Source organism: Hallella faecis (assembly GCF_018789675.1).
GTDB lineage: Bacteria > Bacteroidota > Bacteroidia > Bacteroidales > Bacteroidaceae > Prevotella > Prevotella faecis.
In genome coordinates this window covers 1-18,950 of sequence record NZ_JAHKBE010000018.1, presented here as the reverse complement: position 1 = coordinate 18,950, position 18,950 = coordinate 1, and the positions used below count along the sequence as shown (strand labels likewise).

The 18,950-nt window shown below is 52.0% G+C and carries 16 protein-coding genes; 8 read left to right on the top strand and 8 right to left on the bottom strand.

Features of this window, described 5'->3' with window-relative positions; genetic code table 11:
* The first annotated feature begins 18 nt into the window (after nt 1-18).
* The 4 genes from yidC to KM934_RS05990 all read left to right on the top strand — a co-directional run bounded on the left by yidC (nt 19) and on the right by KM934_RS05990 (nt 7,392).
* Nucleotides 19-1,974, top strand: a complete 1,956-nt coding sequence (gene yidC / locus KM934_RS06005; protein WP_215759719.1) for a membrane protein insertase YidC — start codon at nt 19-21, stop codon at nt 1,972-1,974.
* Between the two features lie 70 nt (nt 1,975-2,044).
* The gene (locus KM934_RS06000; RefSeq protein ID WP_215759718.1) at nt 2,045-4,222 is read left to right on the top strand and encodes a S9 family peptidase; all 2,178 of its coding nucleotides are present in this window, start codon (nt 2,045-2,047) and stop codon (nt 4,220-4,222) included.
* Nucleotides 4,223-4,315: 93 nt separating this feature from the next.
* A complete protein-coding gene (locus KM934_RS05995) occupies nt 4,316-5,935 on the top strand; it encodes an MFS transporter (RefSeq protein ID WP_215759717.1) in 1,620 nt (539 codons plus the stop codon).
* Nucleotides 5,936-5,967: 32 nt separating this feature from the next.
* Entirely contained in the window at nt 5,968-7,392 is a 1,425-nt protein-coding gene (locus KM934_RS05990) for an MFS transporter (RefSeq protein WP_252344912.1), read from the top strand.
* A 509-nt stretch (nt 7,393-7,901) separates the two neighbouring features.
* Here KM934_RS05990 and KM934_RS05985 read toward each other — a convergent pair.
* The 6 genes from KM934_RS05985 to rplU all read right to left on the bottom strand — a co-directional run bounded on the left by KM934_RS05985 (nt 7,902) and on the right by rplU (nt 14,161).
* Nucleotides 7,902-8,783, bottom strand: coding sequence for a DMT family transporter (locus KM934_RS05985; RefSeq protein ID WP_215759716.1), 882 nt, complete (start codon nt 8,781-8,783; stop codon nt 7,902-7,904).
* Between the two features lie 119 nt (nt 8,784-8,902).
* Entirely contained in the window at nt 8,903-9,268 is a 366-nt protein-coding gene (locus tag KM934_RS05980) for a DMT family protein (protein ID WP_215759715.1), read from the bottom strand.
* A gap of 386 nt (nt 9,269-9,654) precedes the next feature.
* Nucleotides 9,655-12,012: a bifunctional dihydroorotate dehydrogenase B NAD binding subunit/NADPH-dependent glutamate synthase gene (locus KM934_RS05975; protein WP_215759714.1), complete on the bottom strand. Its 2,358-nt coding sequence runs from the start codon at nt 12,010-12,012 to the stop codon at nt 9,655-9,657.
* A 79-nt stretch (nt 12,013-12,091) separates the two neighbouring features.
* Nucleotides 12,092-13,387, bottom strand: a complete 1,296-nt coding sequence (serS, locus tag KM934_RS05970) for a serine--tRNA ligase (protein WP_215759713.1) — start codon at nt 13,385-13,387, stop codon at nt 12,092-12,094.
* A gap of 154 nt (nt 13,388-13,541) precedes the next feature.
* Nucleotides 13,542-13,826, bottom strand: coding sequence for a 50S ribosomal protein L27 (gene rpmA, locus KM934_RS05965; RefSeq protein WP_215759712.1), 285 nt, complete (start codon nt 13,824-13,826; stop codon nt 13,542-13,544).
* 17 nt (nt 13,827-13,843) lie between these two features.
* A complete protein-coding gene (rplU, locus tag KM934_RS05960) occupies nt 13,844-14,161 on the bottom strand; it encodes a 50S ribosomal protein L21 (protein WP_215759711.1) in 318 nt (105 codons plus the stop codon).
* Nucleotides 14,162-14,572: 411 nt separating this feature from the next.
* On the opposite strand from rplU, the gene KM934_RS05955 reads away from it, so the two are divergent.
* The 3 genes from KM934_RS05955 to KM934_RS05945 all read left to right on the top strand — a co-directional run bounded on the left by KM934_RS05955 (nt 14,573) and on the right by KM934_RS05945 (nt 16,494).
* On the top strand, nt 14,573-15,205 hold the full coding sequence (locus KM934_RS05955; protein ID WP_215759710.1) for an HD domain-containing protein: 633 nt from the start codon (nt 14,573-14,575) through the stop codon (nt 15,203-15,205).
* Between the two features lie 123 nt (nt 15,206-15,328).
* The gene (locus KM934_RS05950; RefSeq protein WP_215759709.1) at nt 15,329-15,613 is read left to right on the top strand and encodes an HU family DNA-binding protein; all 285 of its coding nucleotides are present in this window, start codon (nt 15,329-15,331) and stop codon (nt 15,611-15,613) included.
* Between the two features lie 95 nt (nt 15,614-15,708).
* Entirely contained in the window at nt 15,709-16,494 is a 786-nt protein-coding gene (locus tag KM934_RS05945; RefSeq protein ID WP_215759708.1) for a hypothetical protein, read from the top strand.
* 3 nt (nt 16,495-16,497) lie between these two features.
* Here KM934_RS05945 and KM934_RS05940 read toward each other — a convergent pair whose 3' ends face one another.
* Complete coding sequence (locus KM934_RS05940; RefSeq protein ID WP_215759707.1) at nt 16,498-16,635, bottom strand: hypothetical protein; 138 nt, start codon at nt 16,633-16,635, stop codon at nt 16,498-16,500.
* Between the two features lie 83 nt (nt 16,636-16,718).
* Here KM934_RS05940 and KM934_RS05935 point away from each other — a divergent pair, with 83 nt between their 5' ends.
* Nucleotides 16,719-17,744 carry a PrsW family glutamic-type intramembrane protease gene (locus KM934_RS05935; RefSeq protein ID WP_215759706.1) on the top strand — a complete coding sequence of 342 codons (1,026 nt, stop codon included), beginning with the start codon at nt 16,719-16,721 and terminating at the stop codon, nt 17,742-17,744.
* 794 nt (nt 17,745-18,538) lie between these two features.
* On the opposite strand, the gene KM934_RS05930 is transcribed toward KM934_RS05935, so the two are convergent.
* Nucleotides 18,539-18,950, bottom strand: a 412-nt coding sequence (locus tag KM934_RS05930; RefSeq protein ID WP_215759705.1) for a transposase, incomplete at its 5' end; no start/stop codon positions are given.

The window sequence follows — 18,950 nt, the reverse complement described above, 5'->3', positions numbered from 1 at the left end:
AAGTATAATAAGGAAAGAATGAACAAAAACACACTGATTGGCTTCGTGCTCATCGCCGTGGTCCTCGTTGGTTTCAGCTGGTATTCGCAGCCGTCGCAAGAGGAGATGCGCGCTCAGTTCGTGAAGGACTCACTGGAGCAAGTGGCCAAGCAAAAGGCCGACCAAGCCGCCAAGATTGCCGCTTACAAGCAGCAGCAGGCCGCCAAGGAACAGGTGGCGGCCGACACCACAGCCCTCTTCTACAAGGCCCTCACGGGCAAGGCGCAGGACGTGGTGTTGCAAAACGCCAAGTTGGCCGTCACCCTCTCTACCAAGGGAGGTACTGTCACAAAGGCTTACATCAAGAACGAGAAGGGTAGCAGGCGCTATGTGGGTCACAACATTGCCGACAAGACCGGCAAGAGCGACGACCTCGGTGGTGTGACGCTCTTCAGCGGTAAGGACCAAAGCCTCAACTACACGCTCGTGGCCAAGGAGATGAACATCAGCACCGGCGACCTCTTTTTTGAGCCCACGGCAGTCACCGACAGCACCGTAACGCTCACCGCTGAGGCCGGACAGGGCAAGTCGCTCATCATCAACTACCGTCTGGGTAGCGATTACATGCTCCATGTGAGCCTGCGTACCGTTGGTATGGCCGGACTCTTCGACCCCAACACCACAACGCTCGGTGTGGATTGGCACGAGAAGGTGAAGGAGCAGGAACGTGGATTCACCTTCGAGAACCGTTACGCACGCCTCGATTGGAAAGAGAGCGAGGGCGGTACCGATTATATCAGTGAGGCCAAGACCAAGAAGGAAACAACCGAAGAGGAAATCGACTGGATCGCTTTCAAGAACCAGTTCTTCTCGGCTGTCATGATCTCGAAGGATAATTTCCAGAAGGGTGGACAGCTTGAGAGCACACTCTACGACAAGAAGGACCAGGAGGATCAGCCCGTGCGCTACCTCAAGGACCTTAAGGCGCAGGTGAGCACCAGCTTCGATCCCACAGGTGCCAAGCCGTCGGAGTTTGAGTTCTACTATGGTCCCAACGACTTCTACATCCTTAAGCAGGTGGAGAAGCAGAGCACCTTCGGTAAGGAGCTCGACATGCAGCGCATCGTGTACCTCGGTTGGCCGCTCTTCCGTTACATCAACCGTTGGTTCACATTGCCCGTCTTCACATGGCTCTCCGATTGGGGATTGCCCATGGGTATCGTGCTCATCCTCATCACCATCTTGCTGAAGGTCATCACCTTCCCCATGGTGAAGAAGAGCTATATGAGCTCGGCGAAGATGCGTGTGCTCAAACCGAAACTCGACGAGGCCACAAAGCAGTTTAACAAGCCTGAGGACCAGATGCAGAAGCAGCAGGCTATGATGGCCGAATATGCCAAGTATGGCGTCAGCCCTCTGTCGGGATGTCTGCCCATGCTCATACAGATGCCTATCTGGGTGGCAATGTTCAACTTCGTGCCTAACGCCATACAGTTCCGTGGCGAGAACTTCCTTTGGATGAGCGACCTCTCTACCTACGACCCGATCGTGGAGTGGAGCACCAACGTGATGCTCATCGGCGACCACCTCAGCCTTACTTGTGTGCTCTACACGGTGGCCATGGTGCTCTACACATGGATCACCATGCAGATGCAGAAGGATCAGATGGTGGGACAGCAGGCTGAGCAGATGAAGGTCATGCAATGGATGATGTTCCTCATGCCGCTGATGTTCTTCTTCATCTTCAACGACTATTCGTCAGGCCTGAACTTCTATTACTTCGTAACGTTGATTCTCTCGGCTGGCATCATGATGGTGCTGCGTCGCACAACCAACGACGCTAAGCTCCTCGCTATCCTTGAGGCACGCTATAAGGAGAACGCCAAGAATCCGCAGAAAATGAAGGGATTGGCGGCTCGTATGCAGGCGCTCCAGCAGATGCAGCAGCAACAGATGCAGCAACAGCAGGGACGCGACAATAATCGTAAACGATAAACCTTAACTTGCGGCAGGAAGGCGCATTGCCCCCAAGGCAACGCCTTTCTGCTGCATAACGCTAATACCTATGAACAAATTGATTGCTTTTGCACTTGGCGCACTTCTTTTCTGCGCCCCTGCAGCCGTTGCTCAGAACATGATTCAGAAAAACAACATTCAGCTCTCTTCAGACCTGATGACGCCTGAGGCGCTTTGGGCCATGGGACGATTGGGGGCAGCAGCACCCTCGCCCGATGGGAAACAAGTGGCTTATCAGGTCACTTACTACAGTGTAAAGGAGAACAAGGGCCACACCATGCTCTTCGTACAGTCGGCTAAGCCGGGTAAAACCATCGTGAAGCCCACAAGCCTCACCACAGATGCGGTGAGCGAGAGCAGTCCCGCTTGGATAGAGAATGGCACGAAGATTGCCTTCCTCCGTGAGGGACAACTGTGGAAAATGAACCCCGATGGAACGGGTCGCGTGAAGCTGACCAACTCGAAAATCGGTATCGAGGGATTCAGTTTCTCGCCCGATGGTAAGAAGGTCATATTGATCAAGAGCCTCCCTTATCATGGCTCTATTCAGAAGAACCCTGACGATCTGCCCAAGGCCACAGGCCGACTGGTGACGGATCTCAACTATCGCCACTGGGACCATTACGTGGAGTCGATGCCCCATCCCTTTGTGGCCACGGTCGATGGCGATAAGGTGAGCGATGGCGAGGATATGCTCGATGGCGAACCTTACGAGTGCCCGATGGCTCCGTTTGGTGGCATTGAGCAGTTGGCGTGGAGCGTCGACTCACGTCAGATTGCCTATACCTGCCGCAAGAAGGAGGGTGTGAAGTATGCCACTTCTACCGATTCCGACATCTATCTCTATGACCTTGCTACGAAGAAGGCGCGCAATCTCTGCAAGCCCGAGGGTTACAAGGCTCCCGAGGTGGACGTAACCAAGAGCCTGCGCAACCAGAAGGTGAACCATCAGGAGGGCGATATGCAGGTGGGCTACGACCAGAACCCGCAGTTCTCGCCCGACGGTAAGTACCTTACGTGGGTGAGCATGGAGCACGATGGCTATGAGAGCGACCTGAAGCGCCTCTGCCTCTACGAGTTGGCTACGGGCAAGAAGTCGTATGTGGTAAACAGCGACAACCTTGAGACGGATGTAAACGAGTATTGCTGGGCTCCCGATTCAAAGAGCATTTTCCTCACCGCTTGCTGGCATGCTACGGTTCGTATCTATCAGGTTGGACTCGATAGAGTGGTGAAGCAGGTTACCGATGATAGTTGGAACGACTATGGTTCGCTCGCTGTGCTCAACAACAAGCAGCTCTTGGCCTCTCGCCATTCTATGCTGAACGCCGACGATCTCTATGTCATCACATTGGCCAAGAAGGAGAAGAAGGCTGAGGTGGAGGCTATCACCGACGAGAACGGCCACATCTTCAGCCAACTGGCTACGCCTACCGTGCAGCAGCGTTGGGTGAAGACCACCGATGGCAAGCAGGAGTTGGTGTGGATTGTGCTGCCTCCTCATTTCGACGCCAACAAGAAATATCCCACCCTTCTGTTCTGTGAGGGTGGTCCGCAGAGCCCTGTTTCGCAGTTCTGGTCATACCGCTGGAACTTCTATATCATGGCCGCAAAGGGCTATGTGGTGGTGGCTCCTAACCGCCGTGGCCTGCCTGGATTTGGCAAGGCTTGGAACGAGGAGGTGAGCCGCGACTGGACTGGACAGTGCATGCGCGACTATCTCTCGGCTATCGACGACGCCGCAACGAACCTTCCGTTCGTTGATCGCGACCGTTTGGGTGCCGTGGGTGCCAGCTTTGGTGGCTTCTCGGTCTATTATCTGGCTGGCCATCACGACAAGCGCTTCAAGTGTTTCATCTCGCATGATGGCGCATTCAACCTCGAGTCGATGTATACTGACACAGAGGAGGCTTGGTTCAGCAACTGGGAGTACGACGACGCTTATTGGAACAAGGATAAGAGTGAGGCCGCTCGCCGCACCTATGAGAACAGCCCACACCGCTTCGTGGACAAGTGGGACACGCCGATCCTCTGCATACATGGCGAGAAGGACTATCGCATCAATGCCAATCAGGGCTTCGGCGCGTTCAACGCAGCACGCATGCGTGGCATACCTGCTGAGCTCCTCATCTATCCCGACGAGAACCACTGGGTGCTGAAACCGCAGAATGGCGTACTTTGGCAGCGTACCTATTTTAACTGGTTGGACCGCTGGTTGAAGAAATAACTAAGTTTTTGAATCAACAATGATGCCATGACGCGTGCCTTCAGCGGCCACGTCATGGTGTCGTTCATTCCCATAAATCACACATCTATTACAATGACTGAAGAAATAAGAAAAACTCTTCGCGACTCGGCTGCCATGCGCTGGACGGCTTTGTTGCTCTTGGCACTGGCCATGTTCTGTGCCTACATCTTTGTGGATATCCTGTCGCCCATCAAGGACTTGATGCTCACGCAGCGCGGTTGGGACTCTACGGCCTTTGGAACCATGCAGGGCTCGGAGACCTTCCTCAATGTGTTTGTGTTCTTCCTCATCTTCGCCGGTATCATTCTCGACAAGATGGGCGTGCGCTTCACAGCTGTGCTCTCTGGAGCAGTGATGTTGTTTGGAGCGCTGATCAAGTATTATGCTGTCAGCGAGAGTTTCATCGGCAGTGGCATGGAAGCTTGGTTTACTGCTCATCTCAACTATATTCCTGGCTTTGATGAGCTTGGTGTGAGTCCTTTCTATGAGGGCATGCCCGCATCGGCCAAGGTGGCTGCCATTGGATTCATGATCTTTGGTTGCGGAACAGAGATGGGGGGAATCACCGTCTCTCGTGGTATCGTGAAGTGGTTCAAGGGCCGCGAGATGGCTTTGGCCATGGGATCAGAGATGGCTTTGGCCCGTCTGGGTGTGGCCACCTGTATGATCTTCTCACCGTTCTTCGCCAAGCTCGGAGGCAGCATTGATGTGAGCCGCTCGGTGGCTTTCGGTGTTGTGTTGCTTTGCATTGCGCTGATCATGATCATTGTTTACTTCTTCATGGATAAGAAGCTCGACTCTCAGACGCATGAGGAGGAGGAGAAGGATGATCCCTTCAAGATTAGCGACTTGGGCAAGATCCTCAGCTCGCAGGGCTTCTGGTTGGTTAGCTTGCTCTGTGTTCTTTATTACAGCGCTATCTTCCCCTTCCAGAAATACGCTGTGAATATGCTTCAATGTAACCTCACCTTCACGGCGGTTCCCGAGGATAGCTTCTGGGCTTCCTCATCTGTCACCATCGTGCAGTATGTCATCATGATTATTGTGGCTGCCGGTGCTTTCGCCAGCAACTTCCAAAAGGACAAGGTGCGCCGCGTCCTCTTCACTGTGGCGTCTGTCGTTGCGCTGGTTGTTTATTGCTATATGGGCTACATGCGCCAGTCGGCTGAGTCTATCTTTGCCGTCTTCCCCTTGTTGGCTGTGGGCATCACGCCGATCCTTGGCAACTATGTCGACCATAAGGGTAAGGCTGCAACCATGCTCGTTCTGGGTTCACTGTTGCTTATTTTCTGCCATCTCACCTTCGCATTCATCCTGCCCCAATTCAAGGGCAGTGAGTTGGGCGGTGTCGTTGTGGCCTATGTCACCATTCTGGTGCTGGGTGCTTCGTTCTCGCTGGTGCCCGCAGCCCTGTGGCCTTCGGTGCCTAAGTTGGTGGAGCCGAAGATCATCGGTTCGGCCTATGCATTGATTTTCTGGATTCAGAACATCGGTTTGTGGCTGTTCCCACTGCTCATTGGTAAGGTGCTCGATAAGACTAACCCCAACGTTACCGATCCTACGCAGCTCAACTACACATGGCCTTTGGTCATGCTTGCTATGCTGGGTGTGGCCGCTTTCTTCATTGGCCTCTATCTGAAGGTTATCGATAAGCGTAAGGGTATTGGCTTGGAGGAACCTAATATCAAGTAAGTTGATTGTCAATAATGCTTTGTTTTAAGCAAATGAACGAACGACGGAAACGTTGGACAGTGCTTGTCCTCGTTTCCGTCGTTATGGCTATGGGCTATGTCTTTTGGGACATTGTGTCGCCCATATCCACCTCTTTGAAGGCTTCCCTGGAGGAGGGCGGCATGGGGTGGAGCGCCGCTGAGTATGGATTTTACGCGGGTAGTTACTCTATCTTCAACATCTTCTTGTTGATGTTGTTCTTTGGAGGCGTTATTCTCGACAAGTGTGGCATTCGCTTTACGGGCTTATTGGCAACGGGAGTGATGCTTTTGGGAGCTATTATCAACTATGCCGCATTGACGATGGTTAGTCCATTACTGGAGATCGACGTCCCTTTCACGCTCTTCGGACTCATTCCTGGGCACCTGAAGACTCAGGTGTTGGTGGCCTCTTTGGGCTTCGGCCTTTTTGGAATGGGCTGCGACATAACGGGCATTACCGTGTCGAAGATCATTACGAAGTGGTTTATCGGTCACGAATTGGCATCGGCTATGGGATTGCAAGTGGCCATGGCGCGGTTGGGAACGGCTTCGGCCTTGTCGTTTTCTCCGTTGATTGCCCAAGGCTTTGGACTGTCGGCGTCGTTGCTGGCTGGAGCTGGCGTGTTGCTGTTCGGCTTTGTACTCTTCGTGATTTATACGTTTTACGATCGCCATTTCGACCGAGAACAGGCCGTAAGGCGCACTGGCAGAATTGCTGGTTCTGCGGTATCGATTGATGCGAAGTCTGAAACAAAGGAGGACTCCTTCCGTCTTCGTGACATTTGCGTTATCCTTCGCAATCCGGGTTTCTGGCTTTTGGCTTTGTTGTGTGTGAGTTTTTATAGTTCCATTCGTCCGTTTATGAAGTTTGCCACCGACCTTATGATCAACACGTTTGGCGTTGCTGAGACCACGGCAGGCTGGTTGGTTGCGGCCATTCCTTATGGAACGATTGTGCTTACACCGCTTTTCGGTACGTTATACGACCGTTATGGCCACGGCGCCCGACTGCTGTTGGGGGGTAGTGTGTTGCTCTTGGTGGCCGATTTGCTGTTGGCTTTTCCATTGTCGCACAGTGCGGCGTATGCGCTGGTCATCATGTTGTTTGTGGGAATAGCCTTCTCTTTGGTTCCCTCAGCCTTTTGGCCGTCGGTTCCTAAGCTTGTTCCTTTGGCGCAATTGGGTACGGCTTACAGCATCATCTATTTCGTTCAGAATATCGGATTGATGCTTGTGCCTGTGTGGATTGGTGGAATCGTAGATCGCCATACGGTGAGATCAAATGACGGATTGTCGTCGCTGCATGTAGATTATACCATCCCAATGGTTGTGTTTGCGGCGATAAGCCTATTGGCTGTGGCTACATCCCTGACGCTTCTCCTGTCAGATGGTACGAAGAAAGATGGCTTGGAACAGGCCAACATGAGCCAACAGTAATTCCGATCTAACTGACAGGTGAGGCTCGTTGATTACGGCCTATAGCTTGAATGGTGATTGGTCGATGAAGCGTAGGATCGTTGTTGCGCTTGCGGATGTCCGCGTTATTGCAACGTTATTCGGCTGTTTCCTTCGGACATTCGGTTGATTCCCTCGGGACACTCGGCTGTTTCCTTTGGGCATTCGTGTGCTTCCTTCGATTGAACTTATACGAATATGTCTGCAACTTCAAAGTATTTGAGTTGCAGGCATATTCGTTTTTATTTTATAAATATGGCTTCTTGAATAACCATTTGGGTCTTTGCAAAAACGCTTTTCTATGTTCCTTCTGTAGGGCAACGCTTGTATCCTAACCCTTTTAGGGCCGATAGGTTGTGTATTGGCAGCGCATAACGGTATGAACGGGTCTGTAGTCGTAGCTCCGTTTTGACCTCACCCAGGCATGTAGGTGTAGGATAGCGTCTTTGTGAATGTAGGTGTCCTTGTTTTTGTTGGGACATTACATCGTTTTATTGCTTCTTTTTCTTGCTGTTGGCGCAGTACACTCCGAGGAGGATACATGCGCATCCCATTGCTGCCATGCATGTCATGGGCTCGTCTAACACAAGCGCACTGGCTATGGATGTGCTGATGGGATTGAGATAGATGTAGTTGCTCGCCTTGAGGGCGCCCAACTTTTTGCTGGTCAAACTCCACAGGGCAAAGCAGCCGAAGCTGGCTATGATGCTAAGAAAGATCAGGTTTCCTGCTACGATAGGTTTAGCCAAATCTTCCAATGGGAACGTCCAAGGACGGAAAAAGTAGACGGGCAGCACGGTGACAACGCCATAGAAGAACACCTTGCGCGTAACAAACGTGGCGCTGTAATGCGTTACATCTCGCAGGAGAATGCTGTAAATGGCCCAGCATAAGGCTGCGCTTATTGCCAAAGCATCGCCCAATGGGTTGAGCTGTAGTACGAAATGGCCATTGAATACCACCAATCCTACGCCGAAGGTGGCCAGCACCGATCCAATGATCAGTCGCCTGGTGGCTTTCACATCGCGTATGAAGATGAGGGCGATGATGGTCGTTAGAAGTGGGGCTGTGCAGACAATGAACGCCACGTTGGTAACATAGTCGATGGCGACCGCGATGTTCTCGGTGACGAAATACACCGAACCGCCTGTCAATCCGAGCAGTATCATGCGTAGTTCATCGCGCCAACTGTCTGCCCAAAGGCGTCTGGGCGATATCGTCCAAATGCAAATGTAAGCAATGAGAAAGCGTAAGGTGAATATCTCATGAGCCTGCATGCCCGCCATTAGCAATTGTTTGGAGTTGACAAACGTGACACCCCAAATGAGCACAATTACGGTTGCGAGAATGTGATAACCAATTTGCGACTTCATATCAGATGGTTTGACTGGTGGGATAACGGTTGGGTTGGAACACGCAATGTGCGTTGGTGAGATGGCAACAGTCCCCTTGCTGCTATGTATGTGGTAGCTCGGCGGGTAGGATAACGGGCTTATAGGAACACGAAATACACGGCTGCGATGAGGCAAACGAATGCTGCGATGTGGTTCCAATGCAGTCCTTGGCCTTGAAAAAGCATGTTGGCGATGACCGCAAACACAATGAGCGAGATGCATTCCTGTATCACCTTCAGTTGCACCAGTGAGTAAGGGCCTCCGTTACCCTCGTAACCAATGCGGTTGGCGGGCACCTGACAACAGTACTCGAAGAACGCAATCAACCACGAGAAGGCAATAACCCCAATAAGAGGCCAATGGGATGCCACGCCCGTTTGTTGCAAACGGAGATGCCCATACCACGCAAGCGTCATGAAGATGTTGCTGCAGAATAAAAGAAGAATGGTGTAAAGTCCTGACATATAACAACCTATGATGGAACGTCCATTGCTTGGACATCCCTGTTTTTGAAAGTAAGACCTCTGTTGTTTCCCATCGACGATTAGACCGAGACATACGGTTGGATTAACCGATTCTTGTTTGCCCCTGCGTCTCTCTCTGTTTCTTCCAGTCTTATAGTTCTGTCTGCGTTTCGCTAAAGACCCCTTTGCCTTCAACGTAGCCGCCTGAACCCGTCCGAAATAAGCATGAGCAAGCGTTGAAACCTAACGTCCGATATGGAATTGTTTATATTGAATGTGCATTTCAAAGATAAGAGGATGCGACCCCATGATACTTCCCTTGCTAACAAGTTGGTGATGAGTCGCATCCCCTTGGATGACTATTTCTTTAAGAATAGAGCCTTCGCTTATCCTTTTAGCAGTTGCTCTGCCATGTTGGTAGCGGCCCTTCGACCGTCGCCCATGGCCAGGATAACCGTTGCTCCACCGCGTACGATGTCGCCGCCAGCATAGATATCGCTTCTTGACGATTGCATCTGCTCGTTCACCGCGATGGTGTTCTTGCGTCCGAGCTCCAATCCCTCGATGGAGTTGGGCACCAGCGGGTTGGGTGAAACGCCCACGGCCACGATGACCTGATCGCACTCCATGGTGACGGTCTCGCCCGTCGACTCAGGACGTCTTCTGCCAGAAGCGTCGGGCTCGCCCAACTTCATCACGTCGAGCACGGCAGCCTTCACACGTCCATCCTCGTCGGCCAGATACTCCTTGGGGTTGTGGAGCGTCAGGAAGTTGACGCCTTCCTCCTTGGCGTGCTTCACCTCCTCCAGTCGCGCAGGCATCTCAGCCTCTGAACGACGATACACCAATGTAACGTCAGCGCCAAGGCGCTTGGCTGTGCGGCATGAGTCCATGGCGGTGTTTCCGCCACCCACCACGATGACCTTCTTGCCCAGAATGACCGGAGTGTCGGTCTTGGGGTTGGCTGCGTCCATGAGGTTGACACGTGTCAGATACTCGTTTGACGACATGATATTGATGAGGTTCTCGCCAGGAATGTCCATGAAGTTGGGCAATCCAGCACCCGAACCGACGAAGATACCCTTGAATCCCTTCTCTTCCAACTCCTTGACGGAGATGGTCTTGCCTATGATCGTGTCGGTCTGGAAATGCACACCAGCCTTTCTAAGGTTGTCTATTTCCACGTCGACGATGCTGTTAGGCAATCTAAACTCAGGGATACCGTATTTCAATACGCCGCCAATCTCATGCAGGGCCTCAAAGACATACACTTCGAATCCCTTCTTCACCATGTCGCCTGCGAAGCTCAGGCCCGAAGGTCCGGAACCCACTACGGCGACCTTGATGCCGTTAGAGGGTTCGATATGTGGCAGCGCTACCTGTCCGCTCTCACGCTCGTAGTCGGCAGCGAAGCGCTCCAGGTATCCGATGGCCACAGCCGGCTCGTTCATCTTCAAGTGGATGCATCGGCTTTCGCACTGTTTCTCCTGTGGGCAGACACGTCCACACACTGCGGGCAGCGCTGATGTTTGCTTCAATACCTTGGCGGCGTCGAGGAAATGCTCGCGCTCAATATTCTTGATGAATGCCGGAATGTTGATGTTGACGGGGCAACCCTCCACGCAGGCAGGTTTGGCACAGTCGAGGCAGCGATGCGCCTCGCGCACAGCCATTTCCTTTGTCAAGCCCTTGTTGACCTCCTCCAAGCGAGTCTTGGCACGATACTCGGGGTCGAGTTCGGGCATTATGACGCGCTCGATGGCCTTGCGCTCTTTGGCGTTCATGGCCTTGCGGAGCTCGGCGCGCCAAGGAGCGTTGCGGTCGGTTAAATCGTCCTCGGCGTTGCTCTCCGCCTTTGCGTCGGTCGATTGAGCCTCTGCTGCGCAGGCCTTAACGTCTTGCCCAGGTTGTGGAGTGGGGTAGACGTGCTCCTCATAGTGCTCCATTTCCTTACGCTCCACATTCTTGAATGTTCCCATGCGTTTGAACATCTCGTCCCAGTTGACCAAATCGCCGTCGAACTCGGGACCGTCGATGCACACGAACTTGGTCTTTCCGCCAATTGTCAGGCGGCAAGCTCCACACATGCCCGTGCCATCCACCATGATGGTGTTGAGCGATACATAGTTGGGAATGTTGTATTTCTTAGCCAAGAGCGATGTGAACTTCATCATCACCGGTGGTCCGATAGCCAGGATGCGGTCCACATGCTCGCTTTGGATAACCTTCTCCACGCCGGCTGTTACCACGCCCTTCTCGCCGTACGATCCGTCGTCGGTCATGATAATCACCTCGTCAGATCCTTTTCTCACGTCGTCCTCCATGATGATGAGGTTCTTAGTGCGTCCTGCCAGCACGGAGATTACCCTGTTCCCAGCGTCGTGAAGCGCTGTAAGGATGGGCAGGATGGCAGCGATACCGATGCCACCTCCGGCGCAAACCACTGTTCCAAACTTCTTGATTTCTGACGCATTACCCAACGGACCGACAATGTCTTGTACATAGTCGCCCTCGTTGAGGTTGCACAGTTTGGTTGAGGAGAGACCCACCTCTTGTACGACGAGGGTCAGTGTTTCCTTTTCATCGTCGGCCTTTGCGATGGTGTAGGGCACACGCTCGCTGTGTTTGTCGACGCGTAGGATGATGAATTGTCCTGCTTTGCAGCTGTGGGCAATCAAGGGAGCCTCCACTTCGAGGCAAAAGACTTTCTCGGAGAATTGGTCTTTCTTGATGATTTTGTTCATGTGGGTATTAGTTAAGGTGTGATGGAAAAAGTGGCAAGCCTCCCCGCGTAATCGGAAAAGCTTGCCACTTCACGATCTGTTACTCGCAAGCTTTGTCGTCGAGCATGTCGAAGCCACAGTAGGGAACGAGCACCTTTGGCACGCGGATTCCCTCCGGTGTTTGGTTGTTTTCGATGATTGTGGCTACGATGCGCGGCAGTGCCAATGCCGATCCATTGAGCGTATGGCACAGTTCGATCTTCTTGTTGTCGGCACGGCGATAGCGGCAGTGCAGGCGATTGGCCTGGTAGCTCTCGAAGTTTGATACCGACGATACTTCCAACCAGCGCTTCTGAGCGGCGCTGTAAGTCTCAAAGTCGTGGCAGATAGACGACGTGAAACTCATGTCGCCTCCGCAGAGACGAAGGATATGGTAAGGCAATTCCAACTTGATGAGGAGGTTCTCCACGTGGTCGAGCATCTCCTTGTACGACTCATACGAATGCTCGGGCGTATCGATGCGCACGATCTCCACCTTGTCGAACTGGTGGAGGCGGTTCAGGCCTCTCACGTCCTTGCCGTAGCTTCCTGCCTCACGACGGAAGCAAGCCGAGTAGGCGCAGCACTTGATAGGCAACTGGCTCTCCTCGATAATCTCGTCGCGGAAGAGGTTTGTTACCGGCACCTCGGCTGTGGGGATGAGGTACAGGTCGTCGAGGTTGGCGTGATACATCTGTCCCTCTTTGTCGGGCAGCTGTCCTGTTCCCAGGCCCGAAGCCTGATTGACCACGTATGGAGGCTGAATCTCGGTGTATCCGGCCTTGCGTGCCTCATCGAGGAAGAATGCCTCGAGTGCGCGCTGGAAGCGTGCCATCTTGCCGATGTACACAGGGAATCCGGCGCCCGTGATCTTCACACCGAGGTCGAAGTCGACCAGGTTGAATTTCTTCAGCAGGTCCCAGTGGCAGAGCACCTCATCCTCCGGATTGGGCATGTGTGTGAGATCCTCCTTGATCACGACGTTGCTGCTGGCGTCCTTGCCCTCAGGCACATCGTCGTTAGGTATGTTAGGTATGTCGAGCAGAACGTTGGTCATGTCGGCGTTAGCCTTGTCCATGATTTCTTGCAGTGCCTTGTCGGCAGCTTTCAGCTCGGCCACTTTCGTCTTGATATCGTTGGCCTCGTCCTTCTTACCCTCTTTCATCAGTGCGCCAATCTTCTTGGCGAGCTGGTTTTGCTCAGCCTTGTTGCTGTCGAGCTTTTGCTGGCTCTCGCGGCGCACCTTGTTGTATTCCAATACCTTCTCTACAGCCTCTCTGGCACCTTTGAATTGTTTCTTCTCCAGTCCTTTGATGACTCTTTCCGTTTCCTCACTGATGAGTTTAAGTGTAAGCATATCGCTATGTGTTTGATTTGTGTGTTCTTATATTTGGCAAAAGTACTAAATAAATGCTTAACGACCAAGGATTTTTGTAAAAAACGAGCGAAGCCTGATCCGCATGGACCAGGCTTCTATGTTTGTTTGGAATAAGTTGATTTTTGTGTTAAGCTTAGGCTTGCTTCAACTTCTCAGCATAAGCCTCGGGCGAGAGCACGCTAACAGTGCTCTTATCGCGCTTACCCTTGTGGAAATACACCACGCCATCGGCAAGAGCGAACAGAGTGTCGTCCTTACCCTGGCCGACGTTCTCGCCCGGGAAGTGCTTGTTACCGCGCTGGCGCACGATGATGTTACCTGCAGTGATCTGCTGACCACCCCAGATCTTCACGCCTAATCGTTGTGCATGAGACTCGCGGCCGTTCTTAGAACTGGTTTGACCTTTCTTATGTGCCATGATGAAAACCTCCTGATTTAAGCGATTACTTGTTTAACTTCAACTTCGGTGAACTGTGCACGATGACCGTTCTTCTTGCGATAGTCCTTGCGGCGCTTCATCTTGAAGACAATCACCTTGTCGCCCTTCACGAGCGGGTTCACAACTTCTACTACTACTTTTGCACCCTCAACGGCAGGTGCGCCGACAGTCACTGCTCCGTCCTTGTCAACGAGCAGCACCTTGTCGAATTCAACAGTCTGGCCGGCCTCGGTGTCCTTCATGTGGTGAACGAAGAGTTTCTTGCCCTCTTCGACCTTGAACTGCTGACCGTTAATTTCTACAATTGCGTACATTTTAATTATTTAAACGGGTTTTTCCGCAAGGCGAATGGTAGCATCAGCCATTGCTTTTTCATGCCTCCACGGACTAAATCGGCTGCAAAATTACTAAATATTTAGGTAATAGGTCTATTGGGAAAGGATTTTTCTTTTCGTTTTATAACTAATTAACACTGCGTTGACGTTATGTTCCCTACGGGCGATGGTGTAAGGCGTGTGGTCGCGGTTGGAGCGCGAGGTGTTGATGTTTTTTGGGCGTTGAAGGTCGATTTGTGCCTATTCGTCGAATTTTTTAGCCGTAATCTTCGTTTGTGCCATAATTAAATGGTAACTTTGCCACACCAAATCAGCTTAACCCGTATATATAAATAAGGTGAAGTTAGACTTCTCCTGCAGTATGGGCGGTTGTTAGAAACGACAAGTGACATGAATATCGACTGCAAGAAAAACCAAGAAGAGTTTGTTGAACTCCTTCGCTCCACCAAGCGCGAAGGCATCGAATATGTGATCGAAGACCTTGAGAAGGACGGCTTTTTCGAGGCTCCCGCGTCAGCCGGCCACCATCTTAATGTGGCTGGAGGTCTCTGCCTGCACAGCCTGAACGTGTGTAAGGCAGGTCTGATGGTGTGGGAAGGCTTGAAGACCCTCGACCCGGCTTCGGCCAATCAGGTGAAGCGCGAGAGTGTTATCCTCGCCACCCTGCTTCACGATGTGTGCAAGACCGACATCTACAAGCGTACGGTGAAGAAGCGTAAGAACAAGCTTGGACAGTGGGAAGACACCGAAGGCTACAGCGTCAACTACAAGAAGTTCCCGATGGGCCACGGCGAGAAGTCGGTCATCATGTTGCTCTTGAGCGGTTTGGAACTCCAAGATGATGAGATGTTGGCCATTCGTTGGCACATGGGAGCGTGGGGAATCAACATGAACTCCTACGAGGACCAGCGCTGTTACGACACGGCGCGCACGCTGAATCCGTTGTGCTGCATCGTGCAGAGTGCCGATGGCATTGCCGCAGCCATCCTGGAGACCACGAGCGAAGACATCGAGAACATCTAAGCGTCTTCGGCTTCGACCCTTCGGCGTGAGGCCCATCAGCCCGTTGGCAATGGGCGTAGCCCACATCATGCAATCATCATCGGGGCACCTGCTGGATTCCCCCTACTTAAAATATTAAACGAAATGAACAGAACACAACTTATTGCTGCAGTAGCAGAGCGTGCCGAGCTCTCCAAGAGCGACGCTGCCAAGTATGTCAATGCCGTGTTGGGCGCCATCGCCGACAACCTCACCGAGGGCGACCGTGAGTTGGCCATTCCCGATTTTGGCCGTTTCTCCGTGAAGCAAGTGGCTGAGCGTCAGGGTTTCAACCCTCAGACAGGCGAGAAAATCACCATTGAGGCCCGCGAGAAGATCGTTTTCAAGGCTTCAGAGAACATGAGCATTTTCTCTCGCAAGCACAGTTAAGCGATGATGCGTGTTGACGGAGCAAGCAATGCCATGGGCCACTGCGCAGAACAGAACGGGGCGCGTTTCGTCCCAGGCAAAGGGAGGGGTTGGTTGTGAGAAAACGCAACTTGATGCTTCTCCTGTTGCTCGGCGCAGTGGCGGCGTTGGCCTGTGGGCAGTTTGTGCCCGACCTGATGGCGCCTTGGGGTGGCGATGAGGAAATTGGCGGCGTAACACTTCGGCAGCAGCAACCCAGGTCTACACCGACGACACCGCAAAGTGGTGTGCTCGCCATCGATACGCTCGACAAGGTGGTGGTGTACACCCCCCACTTCTCGCGTATCGACTTGGTGTGTGCCACAGCACCTTCGGAAGACGACCCAGAGATCATCCTCGCTGCTGAGGCGGCCTTCACCGGAACGGTGTATGAGGGTGAGAATTTCAGCCATCAGAACATTGCCGGCGACCACGTGAGCGGCGGTACCTATTACCAAGGCCATGCTTGCGCCGACATCACGGGCGCATTTGTTTGGGAGAAAGAGGGTTGGCGGTTTGTGCAACACGATGCCAAGGTGTCGATGGCCGGAGCCGCCGACCATCAGGGAGCCGCCTTCTCGCAGGTGCTCTTTATCCATCGGGGCGAACGTGTGCATTGCAACATTGCCGCCACCCAGGTGTTTCGGGCGTTGTGTAAGCGCCACGGACAGTTGTCGGTCGTTGAGAGCCGGGGCAAGATGCGCTTCTTCGACTTTGTGCTTTACCTTCTTGCCCACGACGTAGACGAGGCGCTCTACCTCGATTCGGGCAAGGCTTTTGCCCACGACAACACAGGGTCGTTGTTGCGCTTGGCAACCAACTGCCGTTCGCATGCCACCAACTGGCTTGTGTTTTATCGTTGATCCCTACATCACATCCTCGTCCTCAAACGGTTGGCCGAGCGATTTCTTCAGGTCGCGATTGACGGTGATGATGCCCACGGCGGCTAAAATGGTGATCAGTACCGCTACAATGGCAGAGCCTTTCAGAATGTTTTTCCACATAATTGTACGCTTTCGCAGTTGATTCGTTATAGATAAAACGATTGGGCTTGTGGAATGTTGCACCGATTAAATATTTTTATGAAATGATTTACGTCATCAGAAACTCACACGAGTATGGCCCCTACGACGAGTCGGTGGTTGCCGGCTATGTGGAGCAGGGCATCTTGCTGGCCCACGACAAGGCGCGCGACGCCGTTACAGGCCGTGAGGCCACCGTAATGGAACTGCTCAAGGCGCGCGGTTACCATCCTCAAGTGAGCCATAAGGGATCGTTGGGCGAACAGTTGCGTGCCATTGGCTCTGAGTTTATCTTTCCCCGCGACGATATGGCGCGCCACCACTGGCTCGACGACAAGCGCCTGTTGATCTTGGCCGTTGTGGGCCTGTCGCTCTCGGTGCTCATGCTCCTTCCCATTGGCGGCTTGCTGGTGTTCTATGCCATCTCGCTCTATTTCGCCGTTGTCTGGGGATTGTTTTTCTATGTCTTCTTCCGCAGTCGACAAGTCAATGTCAAGACCACGGTGAGCGTGTTCTTCCTCACCCAGATAGCCGTATTCATCATTTTCTCGGGGCTCAGCCATCTCAATTTCTTTTATTTCTTCACCCAACTGGCCTTCCCGCTCAACATTGTGGGCTATGTGCTCGGCGTGGGCCTCACCGAGGAGTTTGTGAAGATGGTGCCCCTGCTGTTTCTCATTCGCCGTGCCCGCGAACCGTTGTTGCCACAAACGTTGGTTTATTACGGCCTGATGTCGGGCATCGCCTTCGGTGTGTTCGAAGGAGTGGAGTATCAAACCACCGTCAACGTGCAGGCCGATTACACCACGGCTTTCTTCCTTAACGTAGCCCGCCTCACCTCGTTGCCGTTTCTCCATGCCCTGTGGTGTGGCATTTGTGGTTACTTCGTAGGCTTCGCCCATCTCTATCCGCGCTATCGCAAGTCGCTCTACGCCTTGGCGCTCGCCCTTCCCGCTTTGCTCCATGGCCTCTACGACTCGTTTGCTGGCGTGGCCTATCTGGTGTCGCTCGGCGTGGCGTTTGTCAGTGTGCTTTTGCTGATGACTTATCTCAGCAAGAGCAACAGTTTCCGCGATAAGTTGCGCCGATAAGTCGGCTGACGTGTCGTTGCCGATGTGGCGAGAAACGATTTGTTGAAACTTTTGGTCAAAAAGTTTGCGCGCGATTTCGTGTGAACCAGAGAGCGAATCTTCCATTTTGATGCGCTCAGAATGGCGATTTTAACTTTCGCGTTTGCGATAGACCATCTTCCGCACCTCGGTTAGGCTTGTTTCGAGTTGCGAAAGACCATGTTTCGCGTTGCCGTCGGGCATGTTTCGTGGCTCGGTTAGGCATGTTTTATCATGTGGAGCGTTAAAAATGGAAGAGTTATTGAATGCAGTTTTTTATAAGAGGCTGATTGTTAGGCGCTTATGAAAAATCGCTGAGAATCGCGTGTTTGCAACCGAAGGCGAGATGGTTTCAAAAAACAGTGTAGATTTCAATGTAGTTTGTTGAGCGTTTTCCCATTCCTGCGCAACTTAGGTAGGATGTACTAAAAGATTGATTTCTTAACACCTTCAGAAGTGGTTTTAGGATATTCCTATTAACTTTGCACTTGCTTTTGGAATTCGCCGTTTCGATTTTTTAGTTAATAATGCGTAAATATTGGAGTTTATAAACGTTTTTTAATGTATTGAACCTTATCTTTGCTTATCGGAAATCATCTATAACCAAAGTAAAAGAAATAGAAAATGGCAAAGAGCAAAAAAGACTTTACGTTACTTCTCATTGCGCTCTTTTGCAGTTCTTTGGCTCATGCACAAAAGCAAGTTCCTGCAGAACGGAAAGATTCCATTGACAATGGAAGTAGTATTAGTACTGATGCGATAAAATCGCATGGTTATTAAAATTCATCAAATAAAGTGAGTTCTTTGACATCTTGTTTTTGAATGATTGAGTTCTTTGGCTTAGTTATGAGGTCTCTCAAATCCACCCTTTCGAGTGCGGAGATTCTTATTAACGTAGCCACCTCGGTGATTGAATACGGACTTTTGTAGTCAGCCTTGATTTTGGCGATTATCAGATATGCAATTATAGCAACCCATAAATGAGTACGTACTGCATTCTCTGAATATCCCCACAAGTTCTTCACTACGATATTCTGCTTTATCCACTTGAAGAAAACCTCAACATCCCATCTATGACGGTATAGATTGGCGACCTCAAGGGCACTGATCTCAAAGTTGTTGGTAATAAATTCCACATCATTACCTGTTACCGAGTCATGATAAGTAACCATCCTGATAGGTTCTGGA